Source organism: Flavobacterium shii (assembly GCF_025847235.1).
GTDB classification, from domain to species: Bacteria; Bacteroidota; Bacteroidia; order Flavobacteriales; family Flavobacteriaceae; genus Flavobacterium; species Flavobacterium shii.
Genome location: NZ_JAOZEW010000019.1, coordinates 15,323 through 41,999, shown reverse-complemented (window position 1 = coordinate 41,999; position 26,677 = coordinate 15,323). Strand labels below are relative to the sequence as shown.

Annotated in this window: 17 protein-coding genes and 2 tRNA genes; 7 read left to right on the top strand and 12 right to left on the bottom strand. The window is 33.5% G+C overall.

The features are described 5' to 3' along the window. Positions 1 to 2: 2 nt before the first annotated feature. The 3 genes from OIU83_RS17035 to OIU83_RS17025 all read right to left on the bottom strand — a co-directional run bounded on the left by OIU83_RS17035 (position 3) and on the right by OIU83_RS17025 (position 5,815). Positions 3 to 1,661 (bottom strand): peptide MFS transporter, encoded by a 1,659-nt coding sequence (locus tag OIU83_RS17035; RefSeq protein ID WP_264207463.1) that lies wholly within the window; start codon positions 1,659 to 1,661, stop codon positions 3 to 5. 77 nt (positions 1,662 to 1,738) lie between these two features. Then, entirely contained in the window at positions 1,739 to 3,607 is a 1,869-nt protein-coding gene (locus tag OIU83_RS17030) for a peptide MFS transporter (RefSeq protein WP_264207531.1), read from the bottom strand. A 39-nt stretch (positions 3,608 to 3,646) separates the two neighbouring features. Further along, positions 3,647 to 5,815, bottom strand: a complete 2,169-nt coding sequence (locus OIU83_RS17025; protein ID WP_264207462.1) for a S9 family peptidase — start codon at positions 5,813 to 5,815, stop codon at positions 3,647 to 3,649. A gap of 181 nt (positions 5,816 to 5,996) precedes the next feature. Here OIU83_RS17025 and OIU83_RS17020 point away from each other — a divergent pair, with 181 nt between their 5' ends. Both OIU83_RS17020 and OIU83_RS17015 read left to right on the top strand, forming a co-directional pair. Then, positions 5,997 to 7,313, top strand: a complete 1,317-nt coding sequence (locus OIU83_RS17020) for a hydroxymethylglutaryl-CoA reductase, degradative (RefSeq protein WP_264207461.1) — start codon at positions 5,997 to 5,999, stop codon at positions 7,311 to 7,313. A 134-nt stretch (positions 7,314 to 7,447) separates the two neighbouring features. Next, positions 7,448 to 8,365 carry a GYDIA family GHMP kinase gene (locus OIU83_RS17015; protein ID WP_264207460.1) on the top strand — a complete coding sequence of 306 codons (918 nt, stop codon included), beginning with the start codon at positions 7,448 to 7,450 and terminating at the stop codon, positions 8,363 to 8,365. 103 nt (positions 8,366 to 8,468) lie between these two features. Here OIU83_RS17015 and OIU83_RS17010 read toward each other — a convergent pair whose 3' ends face one another. The 5 genes from OIU83_RS17010 to OIU83_RS16985 all read right to left on the bottom strand — a co-directional run bounded on the left by OIU83_RS17010 (position 8,469) and on the right by OIU83_RS16985 (position 14,730). Continuing rightward, the gene (locus OIU83_RS17010; RefSeq protein WP_264207459.1) at positions 8,469 to 10,568 is read right to left on the bottom strand and encodes a peptidylprolyl isomerase; all 2,100 of its coding nucleotides are present in this window, start codon (positions 10,566 to 10,568) and stop codon (positions 8,469 to 8,471) included. A 108-nt stretch (positions 10,569 to 10,676) separates the two neighbouring features. Then, positions 10,677 to 11,939: a hemolysin family protein gene (locus OIU83_RS17005; protein ID WP_264207458.1), complete on the bottom strand. Its 1,263-nt coding sequence runs from the start codon at positions 11,937 to 11,939 to the stop codon at positions 10,677 to 10,679. A gap of 205 nt (positions 11,940 to 12,144) precedes the next feature. After that, positions 12,145 to 12,699 carry an LPS export ABC transporter periplasmic protein LptC gene (gene lptC / locus OIU83_RS16995; protein ID WP_264207456.1) on the bottom strand — a complete coding sequence of 185 codons (555 nt, stop codon included), beginning with the start codon at positions 12,697 to 12,699 and terminating at the stop codon, positions 12,145 to 12,147. Positions 12,700 to 12,749: 50 nt separating this feature from the next. Then, a complete protein-coding gene (locus tag OIU83_RS16990) occupies positions 12,750 to 14,003 on the bottom strand; it encodes a hypothetical protein (RefSeq protein WP_264207455.1) in 1,254 nt (417 codons plus the stop codon). After that, positions 13,996 to 14,730, bottom strand: a complete 735-nt coding sequence (locus tag OIU83_RS16985) for a type III pantothenate kinase (RefSeq protein ID WP_264207454.1) — start codon at positions 14,728 to 14,730, stop codon at positions 13,996 to 13,998. The genes OIU83_RS16990 and OIU83_RS16985 overlap by 8 nt, the downstream gene beginning before the upstream one ends. Positions 14,731 to 14,829: 99 nt before the next feature. Between OIU83_RS16985 and OIU83_RS16980 the strand changes: the two genes are divergently transcribed. After that, positions 14,830 to 14,902 (top strand) — tRNA-Phe (locus tag OIU83_RS16980). A 139-nt stretch (positions 14,903 to 15,041) separates the two neighbouring features. Here OIU83_RS16980 and OIU83_RS16975 read toward each other — a convergent pair. Continuing rightward, positions 15,042 to 15,713, bottom strand: a complete 672-nt coding sequence (locus tag OIU83_RS16975; RefSeq protein WP_264207453.1) for a GNAT family N-acetyltransferase — start codon at positions 15,711 to 15,713, stop codon at positions 15,042 to 15,044. A gap of 547 nt (positions 15,714 to 16,260) precedes the next feature. Here OIU83_RS16975 and OIU83_RS16970 point away from each other — a divergent pair. The 4 genes from OIU83_RS16970 (at position 16,261) to OIU83_RS16955 (ending at position 18,923) form a co-directional block, all read left to right on the top strand. After that, positions 16,261 to 16,333, top strand: a tRNA-Phe gene (locus OIU83_RS16970). A 50-nt stretch (positions 16,334 to 16,383) separates the two neighbouring features. Then, positions 16,384 to 16,671 (top strand): GIY-YIG nuclease family protein, encoded by a 288-nt coding sequence (locus OIU83_RS16965; protein ID WP_264207452.1) that lies wholly within the window; start codon positions 16,384 to 16,386, stop codon positions 16,669 to 16,671. Between the two features lie 517 nt (positions 16,672 to 17,188). Then, a complete protein-coding gene (locus OIU83_RS16960) occupies positions 17,189 to 18,688 on the top strand; it encodes an MFS transporter (protein WP_264207451.1) in 1,500 nt (499 codons plus the stop codon). Between the two features lie 10 nt (positions 18,689 to 18,698). After that, a complete protein-coding gene (locus tag OIU83_RS16955) occupies positions 18,699 to 18,923 on the top strand; it encodes a DUF6814 family protein (protein ID WP_264207450.1) in 225 nt (74 codons plus the stop codon). Positions 18,924 to 19,045: 122 nt separating this feature from the next. On the opposite strand, the gene OIU83_RS16950 is transcribed toward OIU83_RS16955, so the two are convergent. The 3 genes from OIU83_RS16950 to OIU83_RS16940 form a co-directional block, all read right to left on the bottom strand. Next, positions 19,046 to 22,267: a TonB-dependent receptor gene (locus tag OIU83_RS16950; RefSeq protein WP_264207449.1), complete on the bottom strand. Its 3,222-nt coding sequence runs from the start codon at positions 22,265 to 22,267 to the stop codon at positions 19,046 to 19,048. Between the two features lie 346 nt (positions 22,268 to 22,613). Then, the gene (locus OIU83_RS16945) at positions 22,614 to 25,493 is read right to left on the bottom strand and encodes an alpha-amylase family glycosyl hydrolase (RefSeq protein ID WP_264207448.1); all 2,880 of its coding nucleotides are present in this window, start codon (positions 25,491 to 25,493) and stop codon (positions 22,614 to 22,616) included. Between the two features lie 75 nt (positions 25,494 to 25,568). Next, positions 25,569 to 26,657, bottom strand: a complete 1,089-nt coding sequence (locus tag OIU83_RS16940) for a SusE domain-containing protein (protein WP_264207447.1) — start codon at positions 26,655 to 26,657, stop codon at positions 25,569 to 25,571. Between the last annotated feature and the right edge of the window lie 20 nt (positions 26,658 to 26,677).

The window sequence follows — 26,677 nt, the reverse complement described above, 5'->3', positions numbered from 1 at the left end:
AATTAATTGATTCCTTTTTCTTTCATCACTTTATTGAGTTGTTTTACCAAAGCAAACATCAATACGGTTGCAAACATTAACAACGCAAAATTTACCCAAAAAAAGTTGACTTTATTATCGTAAGTATCCCACATACTAGCCAAAACTCCACTAAGTTTATTTCCTATCGAAGTTGATAAAAACCAACCTCCCATCATTAAGGAAGTAATATTAACAGGACTCAATTTGGACACAACCGATAATCCCATCGGACTTAAAAATAATTCTCCTATTGTTATGATTCCGTAATTTGCAACAAGCCACCAGGCACTAACTTTCTCTGTACCGTTCCCTCCTATTTTCACAGCAGCAATCATAATCAAGACTGACAATGCCGAAATCAATAAACCAAAAGCTATTTTCGTAGGAGTTGATGGTTCTTTTTTTCTCGATCGCAAAAAAGAAAAGAAAGCAACAATTAAAGGCGTTAATATAATTACCCAGGCCGGATTAATAGACTGACTTAAGTTTGTAGCCCAAAGATGTACTTTGGCTCCTTCGGCAGGTAATTTATCCGGAGCAACGTTTCTAAAATACAACGGATAGTTAACTTCTTTTTCTACAACACCATTCACTTTTTGTAAACGAAATTGATCATCATAAACCTCTATCGGCCCTTTTACATACTCAACTTCTTTTGCCAGTTTTAATTTACCTACAACCTGTCCGGATGTTCCGACAACTTCTCTATCTGTATAACGATCTGCCCATGTAGTAAGTGCCGAGCCGTTGAGTTTAAAGACTGCCCAAAATAAAATAACTACTCCAAAAATAGCCAACAAAGCGCCTATTGGTCGTTTATCTTCTATTTTGGCCTTAAAGTAAAGCGATCCATAAAAGAAAATTATCGGAATACAAGCAAAGATAAAAGCATCTGTACTATCCGAACCAAAAATATAACTATCCGGATTAGCATCTGAAGTTACCCCTTTTATCAACCAACCAATCGCTCCAAAAACAAAAGATGGCAATAAAATAAACAATGCAATTTTATAAAATGGCATATCTCCTTCTTGCACTCCCTTCTTTTGATCGTACCCTACATAATGTTTTGTACCCAGTAAAAATACAATAACACCTATAAGCATACCCACACCTGCAGACATAAAAGCCCAATGCCATCCTAAAAGGATTTGCAATGCAGCACCAAAGAAATTACAGATAAAAGCACCTACATTAATTCCCATATAGAAAATATTGTAGCCTTCGTCTTTTTTATCCTTATACTTTTCTTCTGAATAAAAACTACCCAATAATGTAGAAATGTTCGGTTTAAAAAAACCATTACCTACAATTACCAAAGTCATAGCAATATAGAGCGTCGTAAGATCATGAACACCCATTAAGAAGTAACCAATACTCATTAAAATTCCACCAAAAACAATAGATTTTCTATATCCCAAATACCTATCGGCAATTAATCCACCGATGAAAGGCGTAAGAAAAACCAAAGCGATAAAAGTTCCGTATAAATCGGCAGCTTCTTTTTCGGTCATTGCAAAACCAGACTCTACATCTTTTAAATACAATGTAAAAATCCCAATCATTAAATAAAAACCGAAACGCTCCCACATTTCAGATAAAAACAAAAAAGGAAGTGCTTTCGGATGTTTTTTCCACATAACTGCAAACTATTTAAAATTAAAATTACCTACAAGTCTAAACCTGTAGGTAATTTTTAATGTAATTTTTTTATTTTTTATCTAACTCCATGCATCATTCTCTTTAAAACTGGAGTCAAAGCAAACAAGACTAATGCTGCCAAACCAGTTAATATAACAAAGACCATGAAAAACTCATATAAGTTATGAATTACAAATCCTACAAATTTAGGATAAGAAACTGTGACAATATTCTTCTCTTTAATAACTTCTAACTCTTTCACTGTAAATGTTGTGTCTTTTGCAGTGAAATTATTTACAAATTTTATATTAGTTTTTGCTGCTAATTCTTTCTGACTCTTTATCTCAGCAATAGTTTCAATCTTTTTTTCTACATCTAAATTAAATTCTTTAGATTTTTCTTTATCAATTTTTGCTATCTGCAATTTTGCCAATGCAAATAATTCTGCTCCATTTGCAACAGTTTTATTCTCCAAGATTGATTCCAGATCAATATTTACCTTTTCGGCTGCTTTATATTTATCACCTGTAGGAGGTAAAATTGACCCCAAAGTTCCACCTAAAGCATAACCTGAAGCATTTGACAAAAAGAAAACACCAAATAATAAAGAAGCAAAACGTTTTGGAGATAATTTACCCACCAATGATAATCCTATTGGAGACAAACACAACTCTGCACAAGTGTTTAAAAAGTACAATAAAATAAGCCACTTAACCAACAATAAACCTGAAGTTCCGATATATGAAACCTGAGTAGCAATCATAAAGAAACTCACAGTAATCATTACTAAACCTATGGCTAATTTCACAGGCGATATTGGTTCTTTGCTTTTTGCTCTTAAATAATCCCACAATACACTAAAAGGAACAGCTAGAACGACAACAAATAAACCGTTGAAAATCTGAACCATTGAAGGAGGCATTTGCCATCCAAAGAAATTTCTGTCGGTTTGATTATTAGCAATAAAAGTTAATGAAGATCCAGCCTGCTCGAAAGCAGCCCAAAAGAAGATTATAAAAAACGAAACTATATAAATAACAAAAATACGATCTCTTTCGATTTTTGTTAAAGAGGAATCAGATATAATTAATCCTGCCAAAGCTAATCCACTCGAATATATCAAAGTATAAATTAAATTCTGCCCCACTACATAGTGAAAAAAGAAACCTAAAATCACAAAAGCAATTCCAGCACCAATTAAAGCTTTATTAGAAAAACTAGCTTTTTGAGCTTCTCCTTCTTCAAAATCTTCAGCTACATTTTTAGATGGCAATCCTCCTAATGGTCTTCCTTCCGGAGACACTACATATTTATTTTTCAAAATATAAAAAAGAAGTGTTCCTAAAAGCATTGCTACCGAAGCTGCCAAGAATCCCCATTTAAATGCATGAATATCTCTAACACCACCTCTATCAACAACATCTCCTAATAATGGACAAATAGACTGACCTAAAAAAGCCCCAATATTAATCCCCATGTAAAAGATAGTAAAAGCTGTATCTAGTTTTGTTTTTTCTTGTTTAGGATACAAACTTCCTACCATACTAGAAATATTTGGCTTAAAGAAACCGTTACCAAAAACGATAACTCCCAATCCGCAATACATTATAATTGTAGCAAACTTCAAATCAGAACCAAAAACGCTGGCACTTGTAAAAAGCAATAATTGCCCGACTGCCATCATTAAACCTCCAAGAAGAATACAGTTTCTGTTCCCGAAAAAACGATCTGCAATAAATCCGCCTAGCATTGGTGTAAGGTAACAAAGACCTAGAAAACCTCCATAAATTAATGAAGCATCTTCTTCCTTCATTAATAATGAATTTACAAGAAATAAAGTCAACAAGGCACGCATGCCATAAAAATTGAATCTCTCCCACATCTCCGTTCCAAACAATACCCAAAGCCCTTTTGGATGCGCCGTTTTTACTTGTGTTTCTTCCATATTATTCATTTATTTTATTTAGGTTTAATTAGATTTTAATTATAGGTTCTCTTTGATAAAGTTAGTCATTTTCTTATAAAGCTGAATCCTTGTTTTTCCTCCATAAATACCATGATCTTTATCTGGATAAATTTGAGAATCAAATTGCTTATCAGCCTGAATCAAAGCCTCCATCATTTGCATTGAGTTTTGCACATGTACATTATCATCCGCAGATCCATGAATCAAAAGAAATTTCCCTTTTAATTTCCCAACATGATTAATTGGAGAGTTATCATCATAACCACTTGGATTCTCCTGAGGAGTTTGCATATATCTTTCAGTATATACACTATCGTAAAAACGCCAGTTTGTAACTGGGGCTACTGCAATTGCCATTTTAAAAACATCATTACCTTGAAAAATACAGTTCGAAGCCATAAAACCTCCGTAACTCCATCCCCAAATTCCAATTCTAGAAGCATCAACATAAGGATACGCACCAATTACTTTGGCAGCATCAATTTGATCTTCTACTTCGTATTTCCCTAATTGCAATTGAGTTACTTTCTTAAAATCAGCACCTTTAAAACCAGTTCCTCTACCATCGACACAAGCAACAATATATCCTTGTTGTGTTAGCATATCGAACCAATATTCATTAGAACTACCCCATTGATTCACCACTTGCTGAGAACCAGGACCAGAGTACTGAATCATAAAAACTGGATACTTTTTAGCAGGATCGAAATTTTTAGGTTTTAAAATCCAGGCATTCAATTCGTTTCCTTTAGCAGTTTTTAAAACAAAAAACTCCTTTGTTGGCAAATCATATCCTTTTAGTTTTGTGGCTAAGGCATCATTATTTTCTATTACCTGTAATTCTTTTCCTGTTTTGGCGTCATTAAGAGTATACACCGTAGGTTGAGAAGCTGTTGAGAATGTATTGATATAATGTTCAAAATTCGGGCTGAAGGTTGCCTTACTTACACCTACGTTTTTAGATAAACGTATTTTATTTTTTCCGTCAATACCAATTCTGTATATATCACGATTGATTGACCCATTTTCTGTAGATTGATAAAAAACAGTTTTTGTTTTTTCGTCAAATCCGTAATATGAAGTTACTTCCCAATTCCCTTTAGTAACTTGATTTTTAAGCTTTCCTGTTTTATCATATAAATAAATATGATTAAAACCATCTTTTTCACTTGTCCAGATAAAACTATTATCTTTTAAGAATGTTAGGTTATCCGTAACATCTACATAAGCTTTATCTTTTTCATTTAGAACTACTTTCGAAGTTCCCGAAGTACCATCGATAAACAATAAGTCCAAATTATCCTGATGGCGGTTTAATACCTGTGCCGATAATGTATTATTATCATTTGTCCACTTCATTCTTGCGATATAGAAGTCGTTATAATTTCCTAACTTAACTTCTTTTGTGTCATTTGCAGCTACATCATATATATGTAATGAAACTACTGCATTTTTCTCTCCTGCTTTCGGATATTTGAATGTCTCAATTGTAGGATACAAATCTGTCTTAAAGATTGACATTGAAAACTCAGGAACCATGCTTTCATCAAAACGAATGTAAGCTACTTTTTTACTGTCTTTACTCCAGTCAAAAGCCCGGACAAAAGCAAATTCTTCTTCATAAACCCAATCCGTAACACCATTGATTATCGAATTTTTCTTCCCATCGGTTGTAATTTGAGTCGATTTCTTCGATGCTAAATCATAAACATATAAGTCATTTTCTTTTGCGTAAGCTATTTTTTGTCCATCAGGAGAAAAAGTCGGCTCTTGAATCTGGAAATCAAAAAGCTTAGTTAATTCTTTAGTCTCAATATTATATAAATAATAATCTGCTGTAAACGAGTGTCGGAAGATTTTAGTCGAATTACACGCCAACAAAATCTTTTTTTCTGATGCATCGAAAGTATAACTATCGATCATCGGTAAATTTTTATGATCCTTAGTATCGATCAATGTTGCTCCTTTTTTTAATGTAGCAAAATCGTACAAATCAATCTGCATACTCCTGCCTGCTTTGTCTAAATTTAAGACAGTATATTGATTAGTGTTGTGTAGTGACTGGAGTTTAAACATCTCTTTAGCTCGAAATGTCCCATTAAAGATATCATCTACAGTGATTTTTTGTTGACCAAAAACAGTAAAACAAAGAAATAAAAGTAATGCGGTAAATTTGCTTGTATTCATACAAATGAGTTAAATATAAAAAAGAGCCCAATTTTAGTGAAAAAAATACACATAATATACATTTTATGTGTTAAATGTTAAGAAATTGGTTTTGAAGATAATTTAATGTCCGTAAATACATTAAAAACAAAACCGTTAAAATCCTATCTTTGCAGCAATACTACCATTTAATCAATTGAGAATGAACAACGCGATTGCTGGATTTTCTAAATTATCCAAAGAAGAAAAAATAAACTGGATTGCAAAAAAGTACTTTTCTACACCTGAAGAAGCAGTTTTTTTGCTTAAAAACTACTGGAATTCTGACGAAAAAATACAGAAATTACATGATGAATTCATCGAAAACACCATAACCAACTTTTACATACCTCTTGGTGTGGCTCCAAACTTCTTAATTAACGACAAATATACAACGATACCAATGGCAATCGAGGAAAGTTCGGTTGTTGCAGCTGCAGCAAAAGCAGCAAAATTCTGGTCGACCCGCGGTGGGTTTAAAGCTACAGTAATAAATACCGAAAAAATTGGTCAGGTACATTTCACCTTTAATGGAGATGTATCAAAACTGGATTTATTTTTTGCCCAAACCAAAAGCAAGTTTTTTAGCGATACCGAAAGCATTACCAAAAACATGCAACAGCGTGGCGGAGGAATTCTTGATATTGTATTAAAAGATAAAACCAATTTATTACAAAATTACTATCAGCTTCATGCAACTTTTGAAACCAAAGACAGCATGGGAGCTAATTTCATAAACTCCTGTTTAGAGCAATTTGCTAAAACATTAAAAGAAGCATCGCAAGAATATCAATTATTTACAGAAGCCGATGAAGAAGTAAAAGTCATCATGAGCATCTTATCTAATTACGTCCCAAATTGTGCTGTAAGAGCAGAGGTTTCATGTCCAGTTGAAGAATTAACCGAAAAACACATACCAAATCCACAAGAATTTGCAGAGCGATTTGTTCAAGCAGTTCAAATTGCCGAAGTAGAACCATTTCGTGCCGTAACACACAATAAAGGAATCATGAATGGTGTAGATGCAGTTATACTAGCCACAGGAAATGATTTCCGCGCAGTCGAAGCCGGAGTTCACGCATACGCATCCCGTAACGGACAGTATTCCAGCTTATCACATGCCAAAATCGAAGATGGGATTTTTACATTTTGGCTTAACATTCCACTTGCAATAGGAACCGTAGGCGGATTAACATCCTTACATCCACTAGTGAAATTTTCATTACAAATGCTCGAAAACCCATCAGCTCCAGAGTTAATGCAAATCGTTGCCGTAGCAGGATTAGCACAAAACTTTGCCGCATTGCGTTCCTTAACCACAACAGGAATCCAGGAAGGACATATGAAAATGCACATCAATAACATCATCAATCAGTTTGCAGCCAATGACGACGAACGTCATTTAATCAAAAACCACTTTAAAAACAACACCATCTCACATAGTGCCGTGGTAGAATTTATCGAGAACTTAAGAAAATAATTCACTATCACCCTGAGTGGAGTTCAAGGGAGAACATTTTTTCTGGAAGCAATCTCCCGCTGTACACTATATCTTTATGTTTTTAAAGAAAAAACATAAAGGATACCGCTGCCATCGGGGCTAAAAATAAATGCATGAAAACAACCTTTTACAGTAACGGAAAACTTTTAATAACCGGAGAATATCTAGTCTTAGATGGCGCAAAAGCTTTTGCATTACCAACTAAATTCGGGCAAAATTTAATCGTGGCCAAAGGAGAAAACAACGAAATAGAATGGAAAAGTTATGACGCAAATGATACTGTTTGGTTCGAAGACACAATAACTTTTGCCGAAATCATAGACAATCCGGAAACTGAAACTGAAACGATTAAAAGCACTCTTATAAATATCTTACACGAAGCTTATGTATTAAATCCTGACTTTCTAAACGACTCTGATGGATATCAAATAAGCACACAACTTACATTTCCTAAAAACTGGGGCCTAGGCACTTCATCTACTTTATTAAACAATATAGCCCAATGGACAAAGATTGATGCTTTTACGTTGCTTAAAAACAGTTTTGGAGGTAGCGGATACGATATTGCCTGCGCACAAAACAATACACCTATTTTATATCACCTGCAACAGGATCTACCTATTATCGAAACAGTAGATTTCGATCCCGAATTCAGCCAGAATTTACACTTTGTATATTTAAATAAAAAACAAAGTAGCAAAGCTGCCATAACTGCTTACTACAACAACAAGAATAACAATCTTGCCAAGATAATTGCGAACAATGACAAGATAACACAAACTGTTATACAAGCCAAAAGCGGAAAAGAATTTGCAAAAGCATTAGCCATACATGAGGCTGAAATGAGTAATATACTCGAAATGCAAACTATCAAAGAAAGACTCTTTCCAGATTTTGAAGGTGTAATAAAAAGTCTTGGCGCTTGGGGAGGTGATTTTGTAATGGCAATATCCAAAGATGACCCAACCGAATATTTCACAAACAAAGGATACGAAACAATACTTACCTATAATGAGATGATATTCACTTAGTCTTGCCATCATAAAATCTCAATCAAATTTAAAACAAAAAAAATCCCGAAATATTTATATTTCGGGATTTTTAAATTTTATTTTTTATCTAAATCTTGATAGACTAGTAGCTAAAGTGAGCTCTGTTATCAACGATTTTAGCATTATCTTTCAATGCAGGAAGGATTCTGTTTACATCTTGTGCGCTTTGAGCTTTCACTTTAGCAACATAAGCAGCGTGGTCTGTTAAGGCTGGTGCTTTTACAGTACTAATGTTTTTAACAACATATACTCCTGTATTACCTTCGATTGGTGCAGAAAGTTTACCTGCAGCCAAAGCGAATGCATTACCTACAACTTTTGGCTCTTGACCAACACCACCTGGTAAAGTTGGGTTATCCATAGTTACATCTGCTGCTTGTTGTACAGTTACTCCAGCATTTTTAGCAATTGCTTCTATAGTTGTACCAGTCATTTTAGCTTTAAGTATTTCCGCTTTTTTCTTGTTTTTAAGAATTGGCTCAACATAAGGTCTTGCAACATCTACAGATACTAAACCTGTTTTGTTGATGCTTTTAAGTTGTGCAATAACGTGACCGATATTAGCAACTTCAAAACGTTTTACATCACCTTTACTTGTTTCTTTATCAAAAGCCCATCTTACAATAGTTCTTTGGTTTCCTAATGGTCCGAAATTTTCGTCCATAGCTTTTGCAGTAACTGGAGCAGCTACAGTCAATTTCATATCTTTTGCAACTTTATTAAAGTCTTTATCAGCAGCATCCATTTCAAATTTAGTTGCTTGAGTAAATACTCTATCAGATGTAGCTTCTGAAGCTTCGATTTTTTGAGCAATTGTAGCCAAACGAATTCCATCTTGTTTATCTGTAATTTTAATGATGTGGAAACCAAAAGGAGTTTCTACCAATCCAACTTTTCCAATTGGGTTATTAAAAACAAAATCATTAAATGGTTTTACCATTTGGTTTGGACCAAAATAACCTAAATCACCACCTTGTTGTGCAGATGAATCATCCGAAGCTGTAAAAGCTAACATTAAGAAACTATCTGGATTAGCATTAACCTGAGCCAAAATTTCTTCTGCTTTAGCTTTAGCTTGTTCTTTAGTTCTTCTTTCTTTTTGGTTTGGAACCTGAGTTCCTTCATAGCTAATTAAGATATGACTTGCTTTAGCATTAACTCCTGCTTTAAATCCTAAAGATTTAGAGATACAGTAGTATTTTCCAAAAACATAAGGTCCATAAATTTCACCTGGTGCAAGGCTAAACAATTTATCAGCATCAACAGCCGGTAAATCTTTTTTAGCTACATAAGTAGAATCATAAGGAACATCTGAATTTGAATTTACAAAGTCAGCAACATTTTTAGCCGATTTAAATCCTGCCAAAGTATCATTCTTACCCGTTTTTTGGTTGTAAACAACACTTCCAGATAATAGAGCAGTTATTTTTGCTTTGATTTCAGCTTCATCTTCTTTAGATGCTTTATCTTCAATTAAAACATACTGAACTTCACGAGTTTCATCTGCTTTAAATTTCTTTTCATCTTTTTTCATGAAATCAACGATTTCAGCATCAGTTACTTTTACATCACTGTCTTTAATAGAAGAATATAAACCGGCAGCATAAGCAAAATTAACTTTGTTTGCTTCCATTTCATATTTCAATTTACCTTCTGCTACAGTTGTATAAAGCCCAGCTTTAATCAATGTATTGTATATTTGATATTTTGCATTCAAATCTGCATCTTTTTCTCTATCTTTTAAATATTGGGCTTGCTCTGGATTTGCTTTAAAATATTCTTTAAATTTTGCTACGTCAAAAATTCCAGCTGCATTTAAGAACATTGGATTTTTTCCGATATTTTGGTCAGCTTTCAAAACTTCAAGTAAATGTTTTTCACCTACTCTTAATCCTAATTTATCAAACTCTGATGATAACAAAGCGATAGAAACCTCTTGATCCCAAACTCTGTTTGCAGCTTCAGTGGAAGTTATTCCTTGTCCACTTTTTTCAACACTACTAACTTTGATTCTAAAATCTTCAAATGAAATATCTTTCCCATTGATGCTTCCTACATCTTTTGAACTCTCACCCATTCCCCCTTTACTAAAAAGATCTTGTATGATAAATGCAAATAATGCAAGTGCAATAGCGCCTATCAATAAAGCGGAACGTTGTCTAATTTTTGCTAAAACTGCCATTTTTATTGTTGTTAATTTTATATTCAGTTTGCGAAAATACAATTATCTAGTTAATAATAATACTACTAGCAATTTATTTTCCAAGAATTTTCATATTTCTAAAAAAAATCACTCTTTAATAGTCAATTTTACCAATTCTATTTTCTTATTTGTCGCCTCTTCTATCACAAAATGATAGTTACTTATATTTATTTCTTCGCCTATCTGAGGGATCTCTTTTGTGTGATCTACAATAAAACCGCCCAATGTTCCATAGGAATCACTTTCGGGAATATCCAACTTATATGTTTCATTTAGATACTCAACATCCAATCGTGTCGAAAAAAGATATTTACCATCTCCCAATTCTTTTTCTATCAATTCTTCGTCCAGATCATCATGCTCGTCTTCAATCTCACCAAAGAGTTCTTCTACAATATCCTCAGTAGTAATTATTCCAGACGTTCCTCCATATTCATCCAACACAACTGCAACACTCTTTCGCTTTTTAGTAAGCAAATTCAAGACATCTTTAATGTACATTGTTTCTGGAACAAACTCCACAGGAATCAATACCGATTTTATAGTTTCAGGCTTTTTGAATAAATCAAAAGAGTGAACATATCCTAAAATATCATCTAAAGAATTTTGATATACCAAAATCTTAGAATACCCGGTTTCTACAAACAAGGCTTTCAGCTCTGCTACAGTATCAAATAATTCCACAGCATCAATTTCGGTACGTGGCGTCATGATATCTCTTGCTTTTACACCAGAAAATTCCAAAGCATTCTGAAATATTTGAATCTCCGAATCAACTTCTTCATCATCCTCTACGGTACTCATTTGCTCAGTAATATAATTACCTAACTCGATTTTACTAAAAAAAAGCTGTATCTGATCTCCTTCTGTCTTAAAAAATCTACGAAGAATAAAATCGGAAATCCAGATAAAAAAAGTAGAGATATAATAAAAAAACCAATAGAAGAAATAAGCTGGAATTGCAAAAAATTTAATCAACGAATTGGCATATATCTGAAAGAAAACTTTCGGAAAAAACTCTGCTGTGATTAAAACAAAAAAAGTAGAAAGCACTGTTTGAATAAGTAAACTGGTAACATCCGAGAAATGATACCCAAACCTAACCAGTACTTTTAAAAGCATATCACCCATAAAAAAACTATAAACAACCAATGCCATATTGTTCCCAATAAGCATAGCAGCTATAAATTTTGATGGTTTTTCGGTAAGCTTGGTAAGTATTTTAGAAAGGAAATTATCTTGTTTTTTTTCAATCTCAAGATAAATTTTATTTGAAGATATGAATGCTATTTCCATACCCGAGAAGAAGGCTGATAGTATTAAGCAAACTATTATAATACTAATCTCCATTTTTTATTATTTTTTATTATGATTGTCAAACTTCCTTGAAAACTTTCTTCTAAAAAAAAACATAAAGACTCCTACTCCTGCTATCAAAAAACTTAGCCAGGGAGTTTCTCCTCCAGCATTCATTTTCATTATTGCATCATAAATAAACAGAACTGCAATTACTAAATAAGCGTATTGCGTATATTTCAAGTAACCCATAATTTTTTTATTCTTTGGTTTCTATCTCTCCCGTTATTCGCTGAGAGTTTATTATTTTAAAATCTTTACTAAAATCAATTCCCTGACCATTAGAAACTCCTTTTACATCTGTAAATTTAAACTTCCTCTCTGTATAAAACCAATCATTTTTTTGATCAAAGTACAACTGTTCTGTTTCCAGCATCTGCCCGTCATCAGTGGTGATTTTCACTCTTCCCTGCAAATCAATGATCCCGGTTTGCTTATAAGAAATGGCGTAATTTGATTTTATAAATGTACGTTTTCGATTTTTATCATACATCGTAACATCTATTCCTTTTGGAAAATCGGTAAAAGGAAACGCAACATTAGAATAATCTAACATTTTAGGACTTATTAAAATCCCCGAAATACGTCCTGAGTCAGTATATTTTATATTAACATTGTCGGCATCACTGGCTGGAATAAACTCCGTAAAATTACTTCTTTGCACATCTTTAAAATTACTTTCGCATCCTAACAAAGACATTGCAACAACAATTATGACTACAGGAATTGCACTATATTTTTTGAGTAAATTCATTCGCTAAACAAGATAAATCGAACTCTAATTACGAGCTCACTTAATTTGGATTAATTAAACTTGCTTCTTTCGAACCATCTATCGTTTAATGAGAAACCAATACTAAAATTAGCATAATTCTCCTGAACTAAACCTGCTGATGTAGTTCCTTTTTTTCCAAACTCCATCCCAAAATTGATATTAGAAAAACTTCCGGTAATTGGAAATCCAGCTCCCAAAGTAATCCCCATATCATTTATACGTTCTGAATTAATTATTAAACCAGTTTTCTCGTATTTAAGACCTGCTCTATAAGTAACTCTATTAAAGTAACCGGAAAAAGAGCTATGATTAGGAACATAATAACCTCCTAAACTCACACTTCCGTATCTACCATAACTAACATTTGATGCTGCATTATACAAATTTGACTGATCAACAGAATTTTGATACGAAATTTTACCACCTACAAGCCATTTTCTAGCTTCTCCAATACCAGCACTTAAAGCCAGTTTATATGGCATATTTACTTTACCAGTTGTCGTTACATCTCCAAAGGTGTCCAAAACATTAAAATTAAGTCCTCCACCAAGTAACCCAGTAGATATATTCTGTGTATTATCAGAATTTAATTTACTCTGTAAAGTATATGTCGCACTAGTAAAGATAGACAGTTTTTTGTCAATTTTATATTGATACATCGCACCAAAATTAAAATTAACTCCTGATAAGTGTGTCGTATTTAATTCTCTTGTACCAATTGGCACATCTGTTATAAACTCTAAACTAGTAGTTTCAACTTTACCAAAATTATAATGAACATCTGCCCCAATACTAAAGTTAGGTTTAATTTTATATGAGAACCCTAAATACACTTTATTCAATCCTCCAGTACCATCAAATCTTTTATTATTATCTCCTGTAGTTGCAGCAAGTGATTCGATTTGATACCCAACAGATGAATATGGAATTAATCCAAAACCAAAACCAAAACTTTTCCCTATAGGCATTCCTACAGCTAGGTAATCCAAGGCAGTTCTCTTTGCAGTAGCCGATTGTGTATCCGTTTTCAATGTACTCGAATTATAAGTCCCTCCTAATGAGAAGGCAGTAAGCTTTAAATTTGAGTAACTCGCTGGATTTTCCAAATTAATATGGATACTATCTTGCTCAACTACAACACCGGCCATAGATCGACTATCTATAGTTCCTTTAAATCTTACATCTCCAATTCCGTAAAAAGAATAAGGAGAAGATGTTCCTTGCTGAGCAAAGGAAACGAATGATAAAAGTAAGCAAGCGCTTATTATAATTTTTTTAATCATTGTTGATTTTATATTGAAATGTTTGGTTCAAACTTTCTAATAAGAAATTTGAATTGGCAAATATGGTATTTTTTAATCGTTTAGCCAAAAAAAGTGCATCCCCACCCGTTAAAATTATTATAAAGTTTGAGTAGTGTGCTCTGTATTGATCGATAAAACCGTCTATTTCATAGACGAATCCATTTACAACTCCAGAATGCATCGATTCGGGAGTAGAATTACCAATATATGATTTAGGCTCTTCAAACATCAATAACGGAAGTTTTGCAGTATAATTGTGTAACGCCTCATAACGCAATCTCAACCCTGGCGAGATAGCTCCACCCAAATAATTATCATTTTCGTCGACAAAATCATATGTAATACAAGTTCCGGCATCGACAACCAATCTATTTTGGTTTGGATATTGTAAAGTAGCTCCACTTGCAAGTACCATCCGGTCGATGCCTAAAGTTTTTGGTGTGGCATAATTATTTTTAAACGGAAAATGGTCTTCATTTGACAAGAAACAAACTTTTACGTCATTATTAAAATTTAAAAACGCCTCTTTTCCGACATTTCCGACTGACGCAACAACCAGATCAGTTACTTTTTCAAATTTTTCTAAAATTTTTTCAATTTTTTTTTCGAGATCCTTTTTGTCAAAAACAAAAAATTCCAAAACAGTATTCTTCTCAAATACAGCACCTTTAATGCGCGTATTCCCAATATCGATTGTTAAAACCATAACTCCTTATTTACTGCTGCGAAGATACGAATTGATTTTTTTTAAAAATTGTTTTGGATAAACTAAAAAACATTCTATATTTGCACCCGCAACAAGCACGGTACCTTAGCTCAGATGGTAGAGCAATGGACTGAAAATCCATGTGTCCCTGGTTCGATCCCTGGAGGTACCACGAAACCCACTCAAACGAGTGGGTTTTTTGTTTGAACTATTTTACTGTAAAGATCACTAAGATTTACACAAAGTCCGCAAAGCTTGATTATTAAGCTTTGCGGACCTTGTTTTTTTTTAAACTTTTCGATTCTTTGCGGTTAAATCCTGGATCTCTTCTGTTTTGGGTTATACAGCATCGCTGTACATAAACAGTTTTTTCTTTCTTTACTCATTAATATTGGGCAATTAACACAGGACTTACAACTCTCCCAAAAAACCCCATCGGTTGTTAACTCTGAATAAGTGACTGGCTCAAAACCGAGTTCATGGTTCATCTTCATTACAGCCAATCCAGTAGTTAGACTAAATATGCTTGCCTCAGGGTATTTTTGACAGCTCAACCTGAAAATTTTTGTTTTAATCCTTTTCGCAAGACCAGTATGTCTGAATTCTGGTGCGACTATTAATCCCGAATTAGAAACATAACGACCATTACCCCAAGAAGAGAGAAAAGCAAAACCTGCCCATCTCCCATCTGATGCAAAAGCAATAACCGCTTCGCCTTTTTTCATTTTTCCCTCTAGCGATTCAGGAGAGCGCCCAGCGATACCTGTTCCTCGGGCTAAAGCAGATGATAAGGTTACATCGCAAATTTCTTTTACCCAAAGAACATGCTCGGCGTTGGCGACTTCAATTATAAAATCCGGTAATTCCTCTGTCTTTTGACTATTGAGTAATACGCTTATTTTTCCAGGCAATGGGTCTGGAAATGGCTCAGGCAACAAAAAATCTTTACCTGAAAAATCTATGGTACTTTGTTGGGTTCTCATATTTGATTTAACGCATTTCCTATTTTATTAATAATGCTAAATATCTAATGGACTGGAAATACAAAATATTATATCCAAATCATATACCAATATCAACATTGCAGTCAACCTTTAATTCCTGCAACCTGTTTATCCACGATTTGCAACAACAACAGAATATTCATAACCTATTTATATACCTATCAAAATGATACCATTTTATCATTTTGATATAAGTTAAATACTTTATTTAAACTAGAAAATTCTAATTTCAGAATTTAGAAGTCCTAAAAAAGGTATCATTTACTTTCGTAGGAGATCAATCTTAGCTTTCTCATGTCTCTAAACTGACTTTTAAAAACTTTTATTTCAACATTAAAAGCACCTATCTGAGAGATTAACACTTTTATTATCAAAATAATTTAAAACTAATTATCAATCCAACTTAATGATATTAAAGTTTTTAAAGTACGATACCCGAACTCTTCCCAAACAATTAGCTAATTTTATTATGGTAACCTGCTTATAAACTAAAAAAACATGCTATATTTGCACCCGCAACAAGCAAGGTACCTTAGCTCAGATGGTAGAGCAATGGACTGAAAATCCATGTGTCCCTGGTTCGATCCCTGGAGGTACCACAAAAACCACTCAACTCGAGTGGTTTTTTTGTTTTATATACTTTTCAAAAATGCATTATTTATACATCATTTACTCCGATTCATGTCAGAAATTCTATATTGGAGAAACTAATGATATAGACAATAGAATTTCAAAACATCAAAAACATTTCTATTCAAATTCATTTACTAAAGTAGCTGATGACTGGAAAATTGTTTTAACTTTTAATTGCGTTGATAAAAAAGAAGCTATTTATTTAGAACAATTTATTAAAAGAATGAAAAGCAAAGTATTTAACAATAAAATAATTGCTGACCCATCTATTTTAAAAGATATCCTATCTAAAAGAAAATCATAATTTATCCCTGGCTCTCCCGAAGCCTCGGGACTGGAGGTACCACAAAAACCACTCAACTCGAGTGGTTTTTGTGTTTTTATTTATTTCCGAATTACTTCTTTAATATTTTAATACACAAAGTCTCTTAAGTTCTAAGATAAAAAAGATAACAGATAAGAACTAAAACCAGAACTGAGTCCAAAACCTCCCCACAATACAGCCACAATATTGTCTTTCTAAGCAGAGTCAAAGAATTTCCACTAATAACTTGACAATTTAAGAATACCGTATATAGGTTTCTTGAAAAAATTCCTCGTACCTCAAAAACTTAAGGTTCAGGAAAAAATAAACTTCACGATTAAACTATCTGTAATCCCCATATTTCCCAGCACATTTACCACAAAAAATCAAAAGCAATAAATTAATTACTTTTTGTTAAAAAAGTGCCGAATAATAATCTTTTTATATTCTATTTTAGTAAAATAATAATCATATTGATTTTTAAAGCACAAATCAACAGACACTTTAATACTAATACATGAGTAATACATCTACAAAAGGAATCTGGAAAGTTATCTCTGCCTCTTCTATGGGCACAATGATTGAATGGTATGATTTTTATATTTTTGGGAGTTTAGCGGTAGTTATCTCGACTAAATTCTTTCCTTCCGACAATCCAACAGCATCTTTTTTGGCCACTTTAGCCACATTTGCAGCAGGATTTGTTGTTCGCCCTTTTGGCGCTCTATTCTTTGGACGCCTTGGAGACTTAATCGGAAGAAAATATACTTTTATGGCAACCTTATTATTAATGGGCTGTTCTACTTTCTTAATTGGATGTATTCCGAGTTATGAAACTATTGGTTTCATGGCACCATTATTAGTTTTGATTTTACGTTTACTTCAAGGTCTTGCGCTTGGTGGAGAATATGGTGGCGCAGCTACTTATGTTGCCGAACATGCCCCTGTAGGTCAACGTGGTTATTGGACTTCCTGGATTCAGACTACTGCAACTGTTGGGCTTTTTATTTCTTTGATGGTTATTTTAATCACAAAAAATACCCTTTCGTCAGAAGCATTTGATACTTGGGGATGGCGTGTTCCTTTTTGGGTCTCTATTATTATGGTTGGTGTTTCCTATTTAATTCGAAAAAATATGGATGAATCTCCTGTTTTTGCTAAAGCGAAAAAAGAAGGAAGTATAAGTGTAAATCCATTAAAAGAAAGTTTCGGAAACAGATATAACTTAAAGTTTGTATTACTTGCTCTATTTGGCGCAACAATGGGTCAAGGTGTTGTTTGGTATACTGGTCAGTTTTATGCCATGAGTTTTATGAAAACAGTAATGAGCATTGAATCTTCTCAGGTAGATGAACTACTAGGAATTGCATTATTACTCGGAACTCCGTTTTTTATAGTTTTCGGATGGCTGAGTGACAAAATAGGGCGAAAATACATTATGATGGGCGGAATGCTATTAGCAATTTTACTCTACAGACCTATTTACAAACAAATGTATGAAACAGTAAATCTGAAAAATAAAGTTATCTCGAAAACATCTAAAAACGAATCTACGAACACCGACAAGAAAGAATTCTATGTTATTACAAACAATGAATACTCAGACGGCACAATCTCAACAGAAAAACTGATAAGCCATATTGAAACTAAAAAAACAGATCTCGAAACTCAGCTAACGATTACTATTAACTCCCACGACAAATGGATATTGGTATTTCTTGTATTCGTTCAGGTTATTTTTGTTACTATGGTTTATGGTCCTATTGCAGCATTTTTAGTAGAAATGTTTCCGGCAAAAATTAGATATACATCCATGTCTTTACCCTATCACGTTGGCAATGGAATTTTTGGCGGTTTACTTCCCGCAATATCAACCTATTTCGTTACTCATTCGAAACAAGCAGGCAAAACCGATTTTTATCTCGATGGTCTTTGGTATCCCATTATTATCGCTTCGGTATGTTTTATTATCGGAATGATTTACATTGACAACAGTAACAAAAATACTCACATTTAATCTTCACAAAATGAATCTACTAAAACGTATATTAGGAATGCTTTGGATTATGCTATCTATCGCAGCAGCTTATTTTTGTGTTTTTGAATTTGGATTACCTAAACTGTTCTCAGAAAAACAAGATGATTTGGTTTTCGGAATTATAATTCTTTTCATTCTTACCCCATTAATTGTTCTGGGGCTTGGTACTTTTGGTTATTTTTCTTTGATTGGAGAATATGATAAAAAGGAATAAAGAATACTTTATTATAACAAAACAAAAAGCTGCCTATAATTACTTATAGACAGCTTTGAGCTAATTAACAAAACATTTTATGTAATCTATTTTCTGTTCAATGTACTCTAAAGTACTTGGAACTATATGAATGTATATCTCACACCAAACTGCGCTTGAAATCTTGAAGCAAATTGATCAATTGTATATGGTGTTGTTGTTGGTTTACTAAATGTGTAAGTTGGATCTCCTGTTGCTGCTCCTCCAATATTCCCAGATTTTGTAAGACCTACACTTGAAGTTGAGTTAAATGTATTTGGTACAAAATAACTTCTTCCCCAGTTTTTATTAATCGCATTTCCAACATTAATAATACTTAATGAGAATTGTAAATTGTGATTAAAATCTCTTTTATCACGAATATTAAACTCATCCATTATTCTAAAATCTGCTTGGATATTCCAAGGAGTTTCTGCTCCATTTCTTTCTGTAAACTGACCTCTTCTACTTTTTAAATATGGATTACCGTTTACGAAACTCTCATAATCTGCTACTTGTTGTCCTGCCGTTGCGCTTGGAACTCCTGCATTGCTTACACCGATATATTTTGCTGCTTCGGCTGCATCTTTAAATACATAAGCCAACCCTGCTGCCTGACCTGTTCCAGCAATTGTAGAATTTACAAATCCCCAAGTAAATGGATTACCCGATTGTGCATTAAAATACAAACTGGTTGTTAGTCTATTATTTTTGGCAAGGTTAAAAGAATACCCAACATTCGATACAATTCGATGTTTTATATTAAAATTCGATGTTGCAAGCTGTGGATCATTCGGAGTCAAAGACTGATTCATTTGCCAGTTACTTTCCATAGAGTTTCTAATTCCGTTTGTAATATCTTTTGCTTCTCCATAAGTATATGCAGCAAAGAAATTTAAACCAAAGTCATACGTCTTAGAAATTTGCGCTGTTAAACTATAACGGTATCCTTTATTTGTGTTTGATAACATATAAGCATTAGAGAAAGCACTATTTATATTAGCCGAGTAAATAGGCATTTGATGATTTACATCATAAGAAAAATAAGTAGGATTATCTGTCTTATTCACTTGTTGGAATAATAAATCCTGAATTACTTTAGTATAAATTCCTTCTACTGTAAATTTATATCCAGATACTGTGTAATCAAATGCCAATGAATTCCTCCAAATTTGTGGCATTTTAAATTTATTATCGATAAGATCCGCCTGTACTTTTGGCGTAGCATCATGATAATTATTTAATCCATTTGTTGCCAATGGATCTCCTAAAGTACCTACTTGGGCAGGAGTTAAATTATTTTTGTCATAACTTCCAAAACCTACTCCATCATTATAATAAGCATAACCTAACCATGCAAAAGGAATTCTTCCTGTAAACACTCCAGATCCACCTCTAATAACAAGTGATTTATCATCAAATACATTGTAAGTAAATCCAAATCTAGGAGAAAATGATACTGTGCTGAAATAGTTATTTTTTATTTCGCTTAGTGGCGTATAAGTATATGTTGTACCGTAATTAGGATCGGCAGGGGAGTTTTGTACTTTATCGCTTAAAGTTGGTTTATTAGGCAAATTGGCATAATCTAATCTTATTCCCGGAGTTATTTTAAGCTTTGTTCCTACTTTAATTTCATCTTGCAAATACAAACTATGAAGACCAATCTTAAACTTTGCATAAGGATTATTAAACAAATCATCTCTTGAGGAATTATCAAAAGGATATGTTCCCCGAACTCTTGAAGGTAATGCGTTATAGAAATCGGCAAGCGATTTATAAGAAACCCTTCCATTTAATGAATTTACAAAACCATAATTAATATCATATATCTCATTATGAGTTCCTATTAAGAAAGTATGATTATTTACTTTATAGGTAAGATTATCTGTAAACTCTATTGTGTTTTGCTTCATATTGAAAACAGTAGCCTCTCTATCATTTCCTAAAAATATTGTTCCTCCATTATATCCTATTTCAACTTGTGGAAACATATAATTATTAGAAGTAGGCTCACGGTAATCTTTTATAGTAGAATATCCTGCAATAAATGAGTTAGACAAATTATTATTAAAACGAGTCTTAAACTCAAGAACCGTACTAATAGAATTATTTTTCTGGATAAAGTTCATGCTAGAAAACCTAAAGTTTGCAGCATCTCTTTCTAAGTTTGAAGCTTCAGAAAAAACTGAGTTATTTCTTAATGAAATCGAATTGTTAGCATTTATTTTCCAATCTACTTTATTGAAAAACTTTTTACTTTTTGCATAATTATTAAAAGAGTCAAAGCTACCGGCATCAAAGCCGTATTTGTTTTTCACAAAGCTAGCTATTGATTGTGCTGTTGTGGCATCTACTAAAGCTCCTAAATTACCATTTGCATCTTTATCGCCTGCATTGTAAAAAATAGGATCTGTTCTTTCTGCATATTCTGCATTTGTAAAGAAGAATAATTTATCCTTGATAATAGGAAATCCTACTCTAAAACCTGATTGATAATCTTGAAACGCATTTGGCATTTTAGCATTATCACCTGCCGTATTCCTACCAGTCATATCGGCATTACGACCATAACTGTAAACAGAACCTGTAACTCTGTTAGATCCGCTACGAGTAACTGCATTTATACTTCCGCCTAAGAAATTACCCAATTTTACATCATAAGGAGCAATATAAACCTGAACATCCTGTATAGCATCTAAGCTAATAGAGTTAGAACGCGTACTACTTCCCGGCATTCCCGATGTTCCTGATTGCCCACCTAATGAAGGACTAAATCCTATTGCATCATTATTAATAGATCCATCGATAGTAACGTTGTTGTATCTGAAATTTGTTCCTGCAAATGAATTATTAGAACTCTGTGGAACTAATTTTGTAACATCCTGAATCCCTCTATTTATAATAGGTAGATCATTTATTTGCTTCTCGTTAATATTGGTAGACCCTCCTTTTCCTGAAGATTTTTTTCCTATAATAGTAACCTCTCCAAGGGCGATTTCAAGGGTTTGAACCGAAATAAGTGGCAAATCATTAGTCCCTAATGCCAATTGAATTGATGAAGCCGAATAATCCTTTACTCCCAAACTAGATATTGAGATAGTATAAGGTCCACCAACATCCATGTTTTCGATACTATACTGACCCTTTGCATCTGTAGTAGTTTCGTAAACTGTATTAGTTGGTACGTGTCTCATTTTAACAATTGCATCAGATAAAGGCCTCGACCCATCTGATATTTTACCTGAGACTGAAGAAGTTGTAATTTGCGCAGATAATGCACCAAATACAAGTAAGAGAATTCCCGTTGAAATAACTTTTAACATAGCCTTGTTTTTTTTGTAAAATAAATTCATAATTAAAAGACCAAGACAAATCTATTGTTACTAAAAAGCCGCAATAATATTATATAATTATTAAGGAAAAAAGGCTTACAAACTCTAAATAGTTATTTTTATAATAAAAAACCTATGAATATAAATTCAACTGTTAAGGTAATGTTGCTTTATGATCAAAAAGAATGATTAAATCTCTAAAAAAATAAAGCAAAATGGTTCTAACTATTGTATCATTTACCAAACTATCCTGATAAAAAAACTGTTAAAATATAATCACAAAAAAAGCTGCCTATGACGAATAACTCATAGACAGCTTTTAACTAACTAACCAAAATTATTTTTTCAAGAACTTCATTACTTGAATCTTGTTATTTTCATCTATTGCCTTAACGATATACAATCCTGTATTTAATTCACTCACTGAGAATTCATAAGTTATTTTTCCGCTTCCGCTAAAGCTTTTCACGAACTGTCCAGTCAAAGAATAAATCTCTACTCTTGAAACCTGAGTATTTAAAGTAAAATAATCCGAAACTGGATTAGGATACAAAGTAATCCTACTGGGTTTCTCAAAATTTTCTATAGCTAATAGTGCTTGTTGATTTCCGTAAATTCGAAATTCTCCCGCAGGAATGCTTATCGGAGCATTTACATTTGCAACAACAATAGGTGTATTATCCATTAAATTATACCAAACTCCTGCATAAGGAAAACCTGTAGCAACACTTTGAGTAGTTACATCAAAATTAGCCAAAACCAATACATCCTTTAATTGTGTTACTTGCAAGGCTCCATTGGTAATTTTTATATTTGGAAATAATGAATTCGTATTCGACAAGGTAGCCGTTCCAGAAAAAATAGGCTCTACGATTTTCATGGTAATCATTTTTGCCCAATCATTGTAAATTTTACTGCGGCTTGAATTCCCTAACCAATTACCAGTCCATTGTGGCTGCTGCTTTGTATCTAGCTTACAATCACCCGGAATTGTTCCTGATTCATCATTTACGGTTCCGTTGTTACAAGTAAAAATAGACGAATCCCATCCAAGCTCTCCAAAATGCCAAATCATTTTTGGTCCCGGAACCAATAAAGATACTGCTCCAATAGCCGACATTCTAGACAATGCAATATTTAAGTTTTTTACATCATGTGCAGCATTGTCACTATTACCATATTTGATATTTTTATACATCAATCGCTCCTCATCATGACTTTCGGCATAACCCATTAATCGATTTTTAGTAAAACCTCTGCTGGAACTATTCATTCTATAAATATTATTATCTGTAGTATATCCCATTGACAACTGATTGTATTCATTGGTCATTTTCCCCCACATCATAATACCTTTACTAGGACTTTCATTTATTTTATAATTAGCCCAGAGTTGCTCTTCGGCATCACTGCCTAAATGTTCAAAAATTGTATAATGCGTAGGATCAATACTCCAGGAATAATCGGCATACGTTTTTAATACATCTACCCTGTCTTGCTGCAAACTATTTGTGCACGATTCATCGCCGGCGGTACAATTTTGCGTAAAGCCTTTGGTTAAATCCCAACGGAAACCATCTATTTTATACTCTTCAATCCATTGTTTAATTACTCGTTTTACATAATTCTGAGTTCTGGCTTGCTGATGGTTAAAATCTTCTCCCACACTATAACTATGTTTGGCAACGGTATTAAAATAAGGATTCTCTGCCGATGGCGATCCCCAACCATCATTATCCGGATCGTTCATCCACATTCTCACCATAGGATTGCGTCCAAAAGCATGATTTAAAGCCACATCAAGAATAACGGCAATTCCGTTTTGGTGACATAAATCGATAAATTCTTTAAGTTTATCCGAAGTACCATAAAATTTATCCAAGGCCATATGAAAAGAAGTATTATATCCCCAACTTTCATTTCCTTCAAACTCCATTACGGGCATTAACTCAATAGCATTTATTTTTAAGTTTTTGAAATAATCAATCTTATCGATCAAACTCTGATAACTTCGGCTTGCATCAAAATCACGAACCAAAACTTCATAAACAACCAATTTCTCTTTTTCGGGTTTAACAAAGTTTGTTACTTGCCAAGGGTATGGCGTTTGTCCCGTTTTTAAAACCGTTACTTCTCGTTCTTGCCCTGCTGGATAAATGGGCATATTAGGGTAACTTGTCGATGGAATTCCCGGATCGTCAAAAGGAGATAAAACCAACGTAGAATAAGGATCGGCGGTTTTTACCAATGATGGTGAGTTAGCAATTGGCGAATTTGCAACAACCCAATATTGATAGGTATTATTTACACCTGAAACTAATCCTGTTAACTCTAGCCAAAACTTACCCGAAGCAGGATCTTTCATCATTGCATAAGAACTTGTAGGCGCCCAATTATTGAAGCTTCCAGCAACGTAAACAAAATCTTTTAATGGAGCATCAAGAACCAATGTTGCTTTTGTAACATCTGTCGTATTATAATTAATTCCATCTACTAAACCTGTAGGCATTGCTGCCAATACGGTTCCGGGATTAACTACTGCTGTAAATTTCTTAACAACAGTTGTCCCACCCTGAGCTATACTCAATTCATAACTTTGGTTACCAGTAATATTAGTGTGATTAAACACATAACTTGTTGAACTTGTATTTGCATCAATCACAACCCCATTTGATTTCAAGCTATAACTTGCAACTCCATTTGTATTTGTAGCAGTAATATTTAAGCTTCCGCCACTAGTAACAATTGTATTACTGTTTTCTACCGGAGAAGTTAAAGTAGCTTGAAAAGCTCCCACCTTAATAAAGAAGTCCGAACAAGATGGCGCTAGTTTTAATGTTTGCGAACCATTTGCATTCCTAAATACCAGACCCATTTTTGTAGCCTCTTCTTGTTGTGTAATTGTCAAACCAAAATAAGTACTTGGTGTAATAGTAATACTCCATGTACCATTTCCATTATTGGTCATTAAACCAACATTGTCATCTGCGCCCCAATTTCCTTTTGCGCTTGCCCAAGGATTTGCTTCAGTACCAATTCCGGAATGCATATATACTTTCGCGGGGTTTGCACCCATTTCATTACAAGTTGGTGATGTAAATGAAGCAGTAATAGTTATAGATTCATTAACCTGAAATACTGCTGGTGATACTGTTATTTGCTGAGCACTGACAGCAATAAACAGTAGAAATAAAAATAATAGTAAAGTTTTTTTCATAATATGGTTGGTTGGTTAGTTTGCATTAAAAAAGGGCTACCTCATAGATAGCCCTTTATTTTATTTCAAGAAAAATTACTCTTGATTTGGAATCATTAAGTAGCTTCCGTCTAAATCATTGAAGTAAATTACATATTTAGATTTTGCAACAGGAATATTATCACCATTACCACCTCCTGAGAAAGCAGTATTTCCTCCCCAAGAAACATCCCAAGTATCATTTGCTCTAAATTTAAGTCCACCATCTTTCAAAGCAGTTACACCTAGACTCCAGGCATGTGCATTAAAAGAAGATTTATTCATAGCTGTTGAAACATCCCAACTACCTGTACTGTCTCCAATAATACCAACTGTTCCATTAGTTTTTGCTGCAGATGCATCGTAAATCGCTAATGTATATTTTAAAGTCTGAGTATTAAATTGAAAAGTATAATATCCGTCTGTAGGAATTGTAAATTCACCTGCATTATTATTTATTTCGATAGCTCCACCCCCAGCATTACCTAATTGAGAGACCCAGCTCCCTTTTACAGAGATCAATTTAAAATTACCTGCTTTAAAATACCCAACAAATTTATATTGACTTGCATCTTTTCCGTCTCTAAACATTGGTTGATGCTTAGTGTCGGCATTATTTTCCCACTCACCGGCTACAGCAGCACCTATTAAATACCAATCTATAAAATCATAAGCTACTCTTCCTGAATAAGGAGTTACACTAATTGTAATTAATGTTTTGGACAGCTGAGGGAATCCTCCTGAAACATTAGAAGCAATTTTCACATCAAACTCTGAAGCTATTCCTGTTGGTCCTCCAAGATCAATTGCTGCCTGATTTAAATCTTTAACAAGAATTGAAGCTTCTAGAATATTACTAGTTGTCGCAAGAGTTATTGCTTTTGCAAAATCGCCACCTTTTTTATCAATTAACAAAGTATATTTTGGCGCTACAGCAATAGAATATTTTGCAGCCGACCATGTGAATTTCGCAGCTTCTTCTGAACCTTTGTCTTCTTCGAGAACAAATACTTTACCTGTTGCAGGTGCCGTTATTTCTGGTGCTGAAACAGTCTCTAAAATTGTTCTATTATCTACAGCATCAGCATTACATGACACCGCCAATACACCAATAAATGCGATTAAAATTTTATATATATTTTTCATTTTACTGTTTTATAAAGGTG

Coding starts and splice junctions, on each gene's coding strand:
- OIU83_RS17020 (WP_264207461.1), top strand. CDS start 5,997: ATGAACAACGCGATTGCTGGATTTTCTAAATTATCCAAAGAAGAAAAA.
- OIU83_RS17030 (WP_264207531.1), bottom strand. CDS start 3,607: ATGGAAGAAACACAAGTAAAAACGGCGCATCCAAAAGGGCTTTGGGTA.
- OIU83_RS16955 (WP_264207450.1), top strand. CDS start 18,699: ATGAATCTACTAAAACGTATATTAGGAATGCTTTGGATTATGCTATCT.
- OIU83_RS16945 (WP_264207448.1), bottom strand. CDS start 25,493: ATGAAAAAAACTTTACTATTATTTTTATTTCTACTGTTTATTGCTGTC.
- OIU83_RS17010 (WP_264207459.1), bottom strand. CDS start 10,568: ATGGCAGTTTTAGCAAAAATTAGACAACGTTCCGCTTTATTGATAGGC.
- OIU83_RS16990 (WP_264207455.1), bottom strand. CDS start 14,003: ATGATTAAAAAAATTATAATAAGCGCTTGCTTACTTTTATCATTCGTT.
- OIU83_RS16940 (WP_264207447.1), bottom strand. CDS start 26,657: ATGAAAAATATATATAAAATTTTAATCGCATTTATTGGTGTATTGGCG.
- lptC (WP_264207456.1), bottom strand. CDS start 12,699: ATGAATTTACTCAAAAAATATAGTGCAATTCCTGTAGTCATAATTGTT.
- OIU83_RS17015 (WP_264207460.1), top strand. CDS start 7,448: ATGAAAACAACCTTTTACAGTAACGGAAAACTTTTAATAACCGGAGAA.
- OIU83_RS16985 (WP_264207454.1), bottom strand. CDS start 14,730: ATGGTTTTAACAATCGATATTGGGAATACGCGCATTAAAGGTGCTGTA.
- OIU83_RS16950 (WP_264207449.1), bottom strand. CDS start 22,267: ATGTTAAAAGTTATTTCAACGGGAATTCTCTTACTTGTATTTGGTGCA.
- OIU83_RS17025 (WP_264207462.1), bottom strand. CDS start 5,815: ATGAATACAAGCAAATTTACCGCATTACTTTTATTTCTTTGTTTTACT.
- OIU83_RS17035 (WP_264207463.1), bottom strand. CDS start 1,661: ATGTGGAAAAAACATCCGAAAGCACTTCCTTTTTTGTTTTTATCTGAA.
- OIU83_RS16960 (WP_264207451.1), top strand. CDS start 17,189: ATGAGTAATACATCTACAAAAGGAATCTGGAAAGTTATCTCTGCCTCT.
- OIU83_RS17005 (WP_264207458.1), bottom strand. CDS start 11,939: ATGGAGATTAGTATTATAATAGTTTGCTTAATACTATCAGCCTTCTTC.
- OIU83_RS16975 (WP_264207453.1), bottom strand. CDS start 15,713: ATGAGAACCCAACAAAGTACCATAGATTTTTCAGGTAAAGATTTTTTG.
- OIU83_RS16965 (WP_264207452.1), top strand. CDS start 16,384: ATGCATTATTTATACATCATTTACTCCGATTCATGTCAGAAATTCTAT.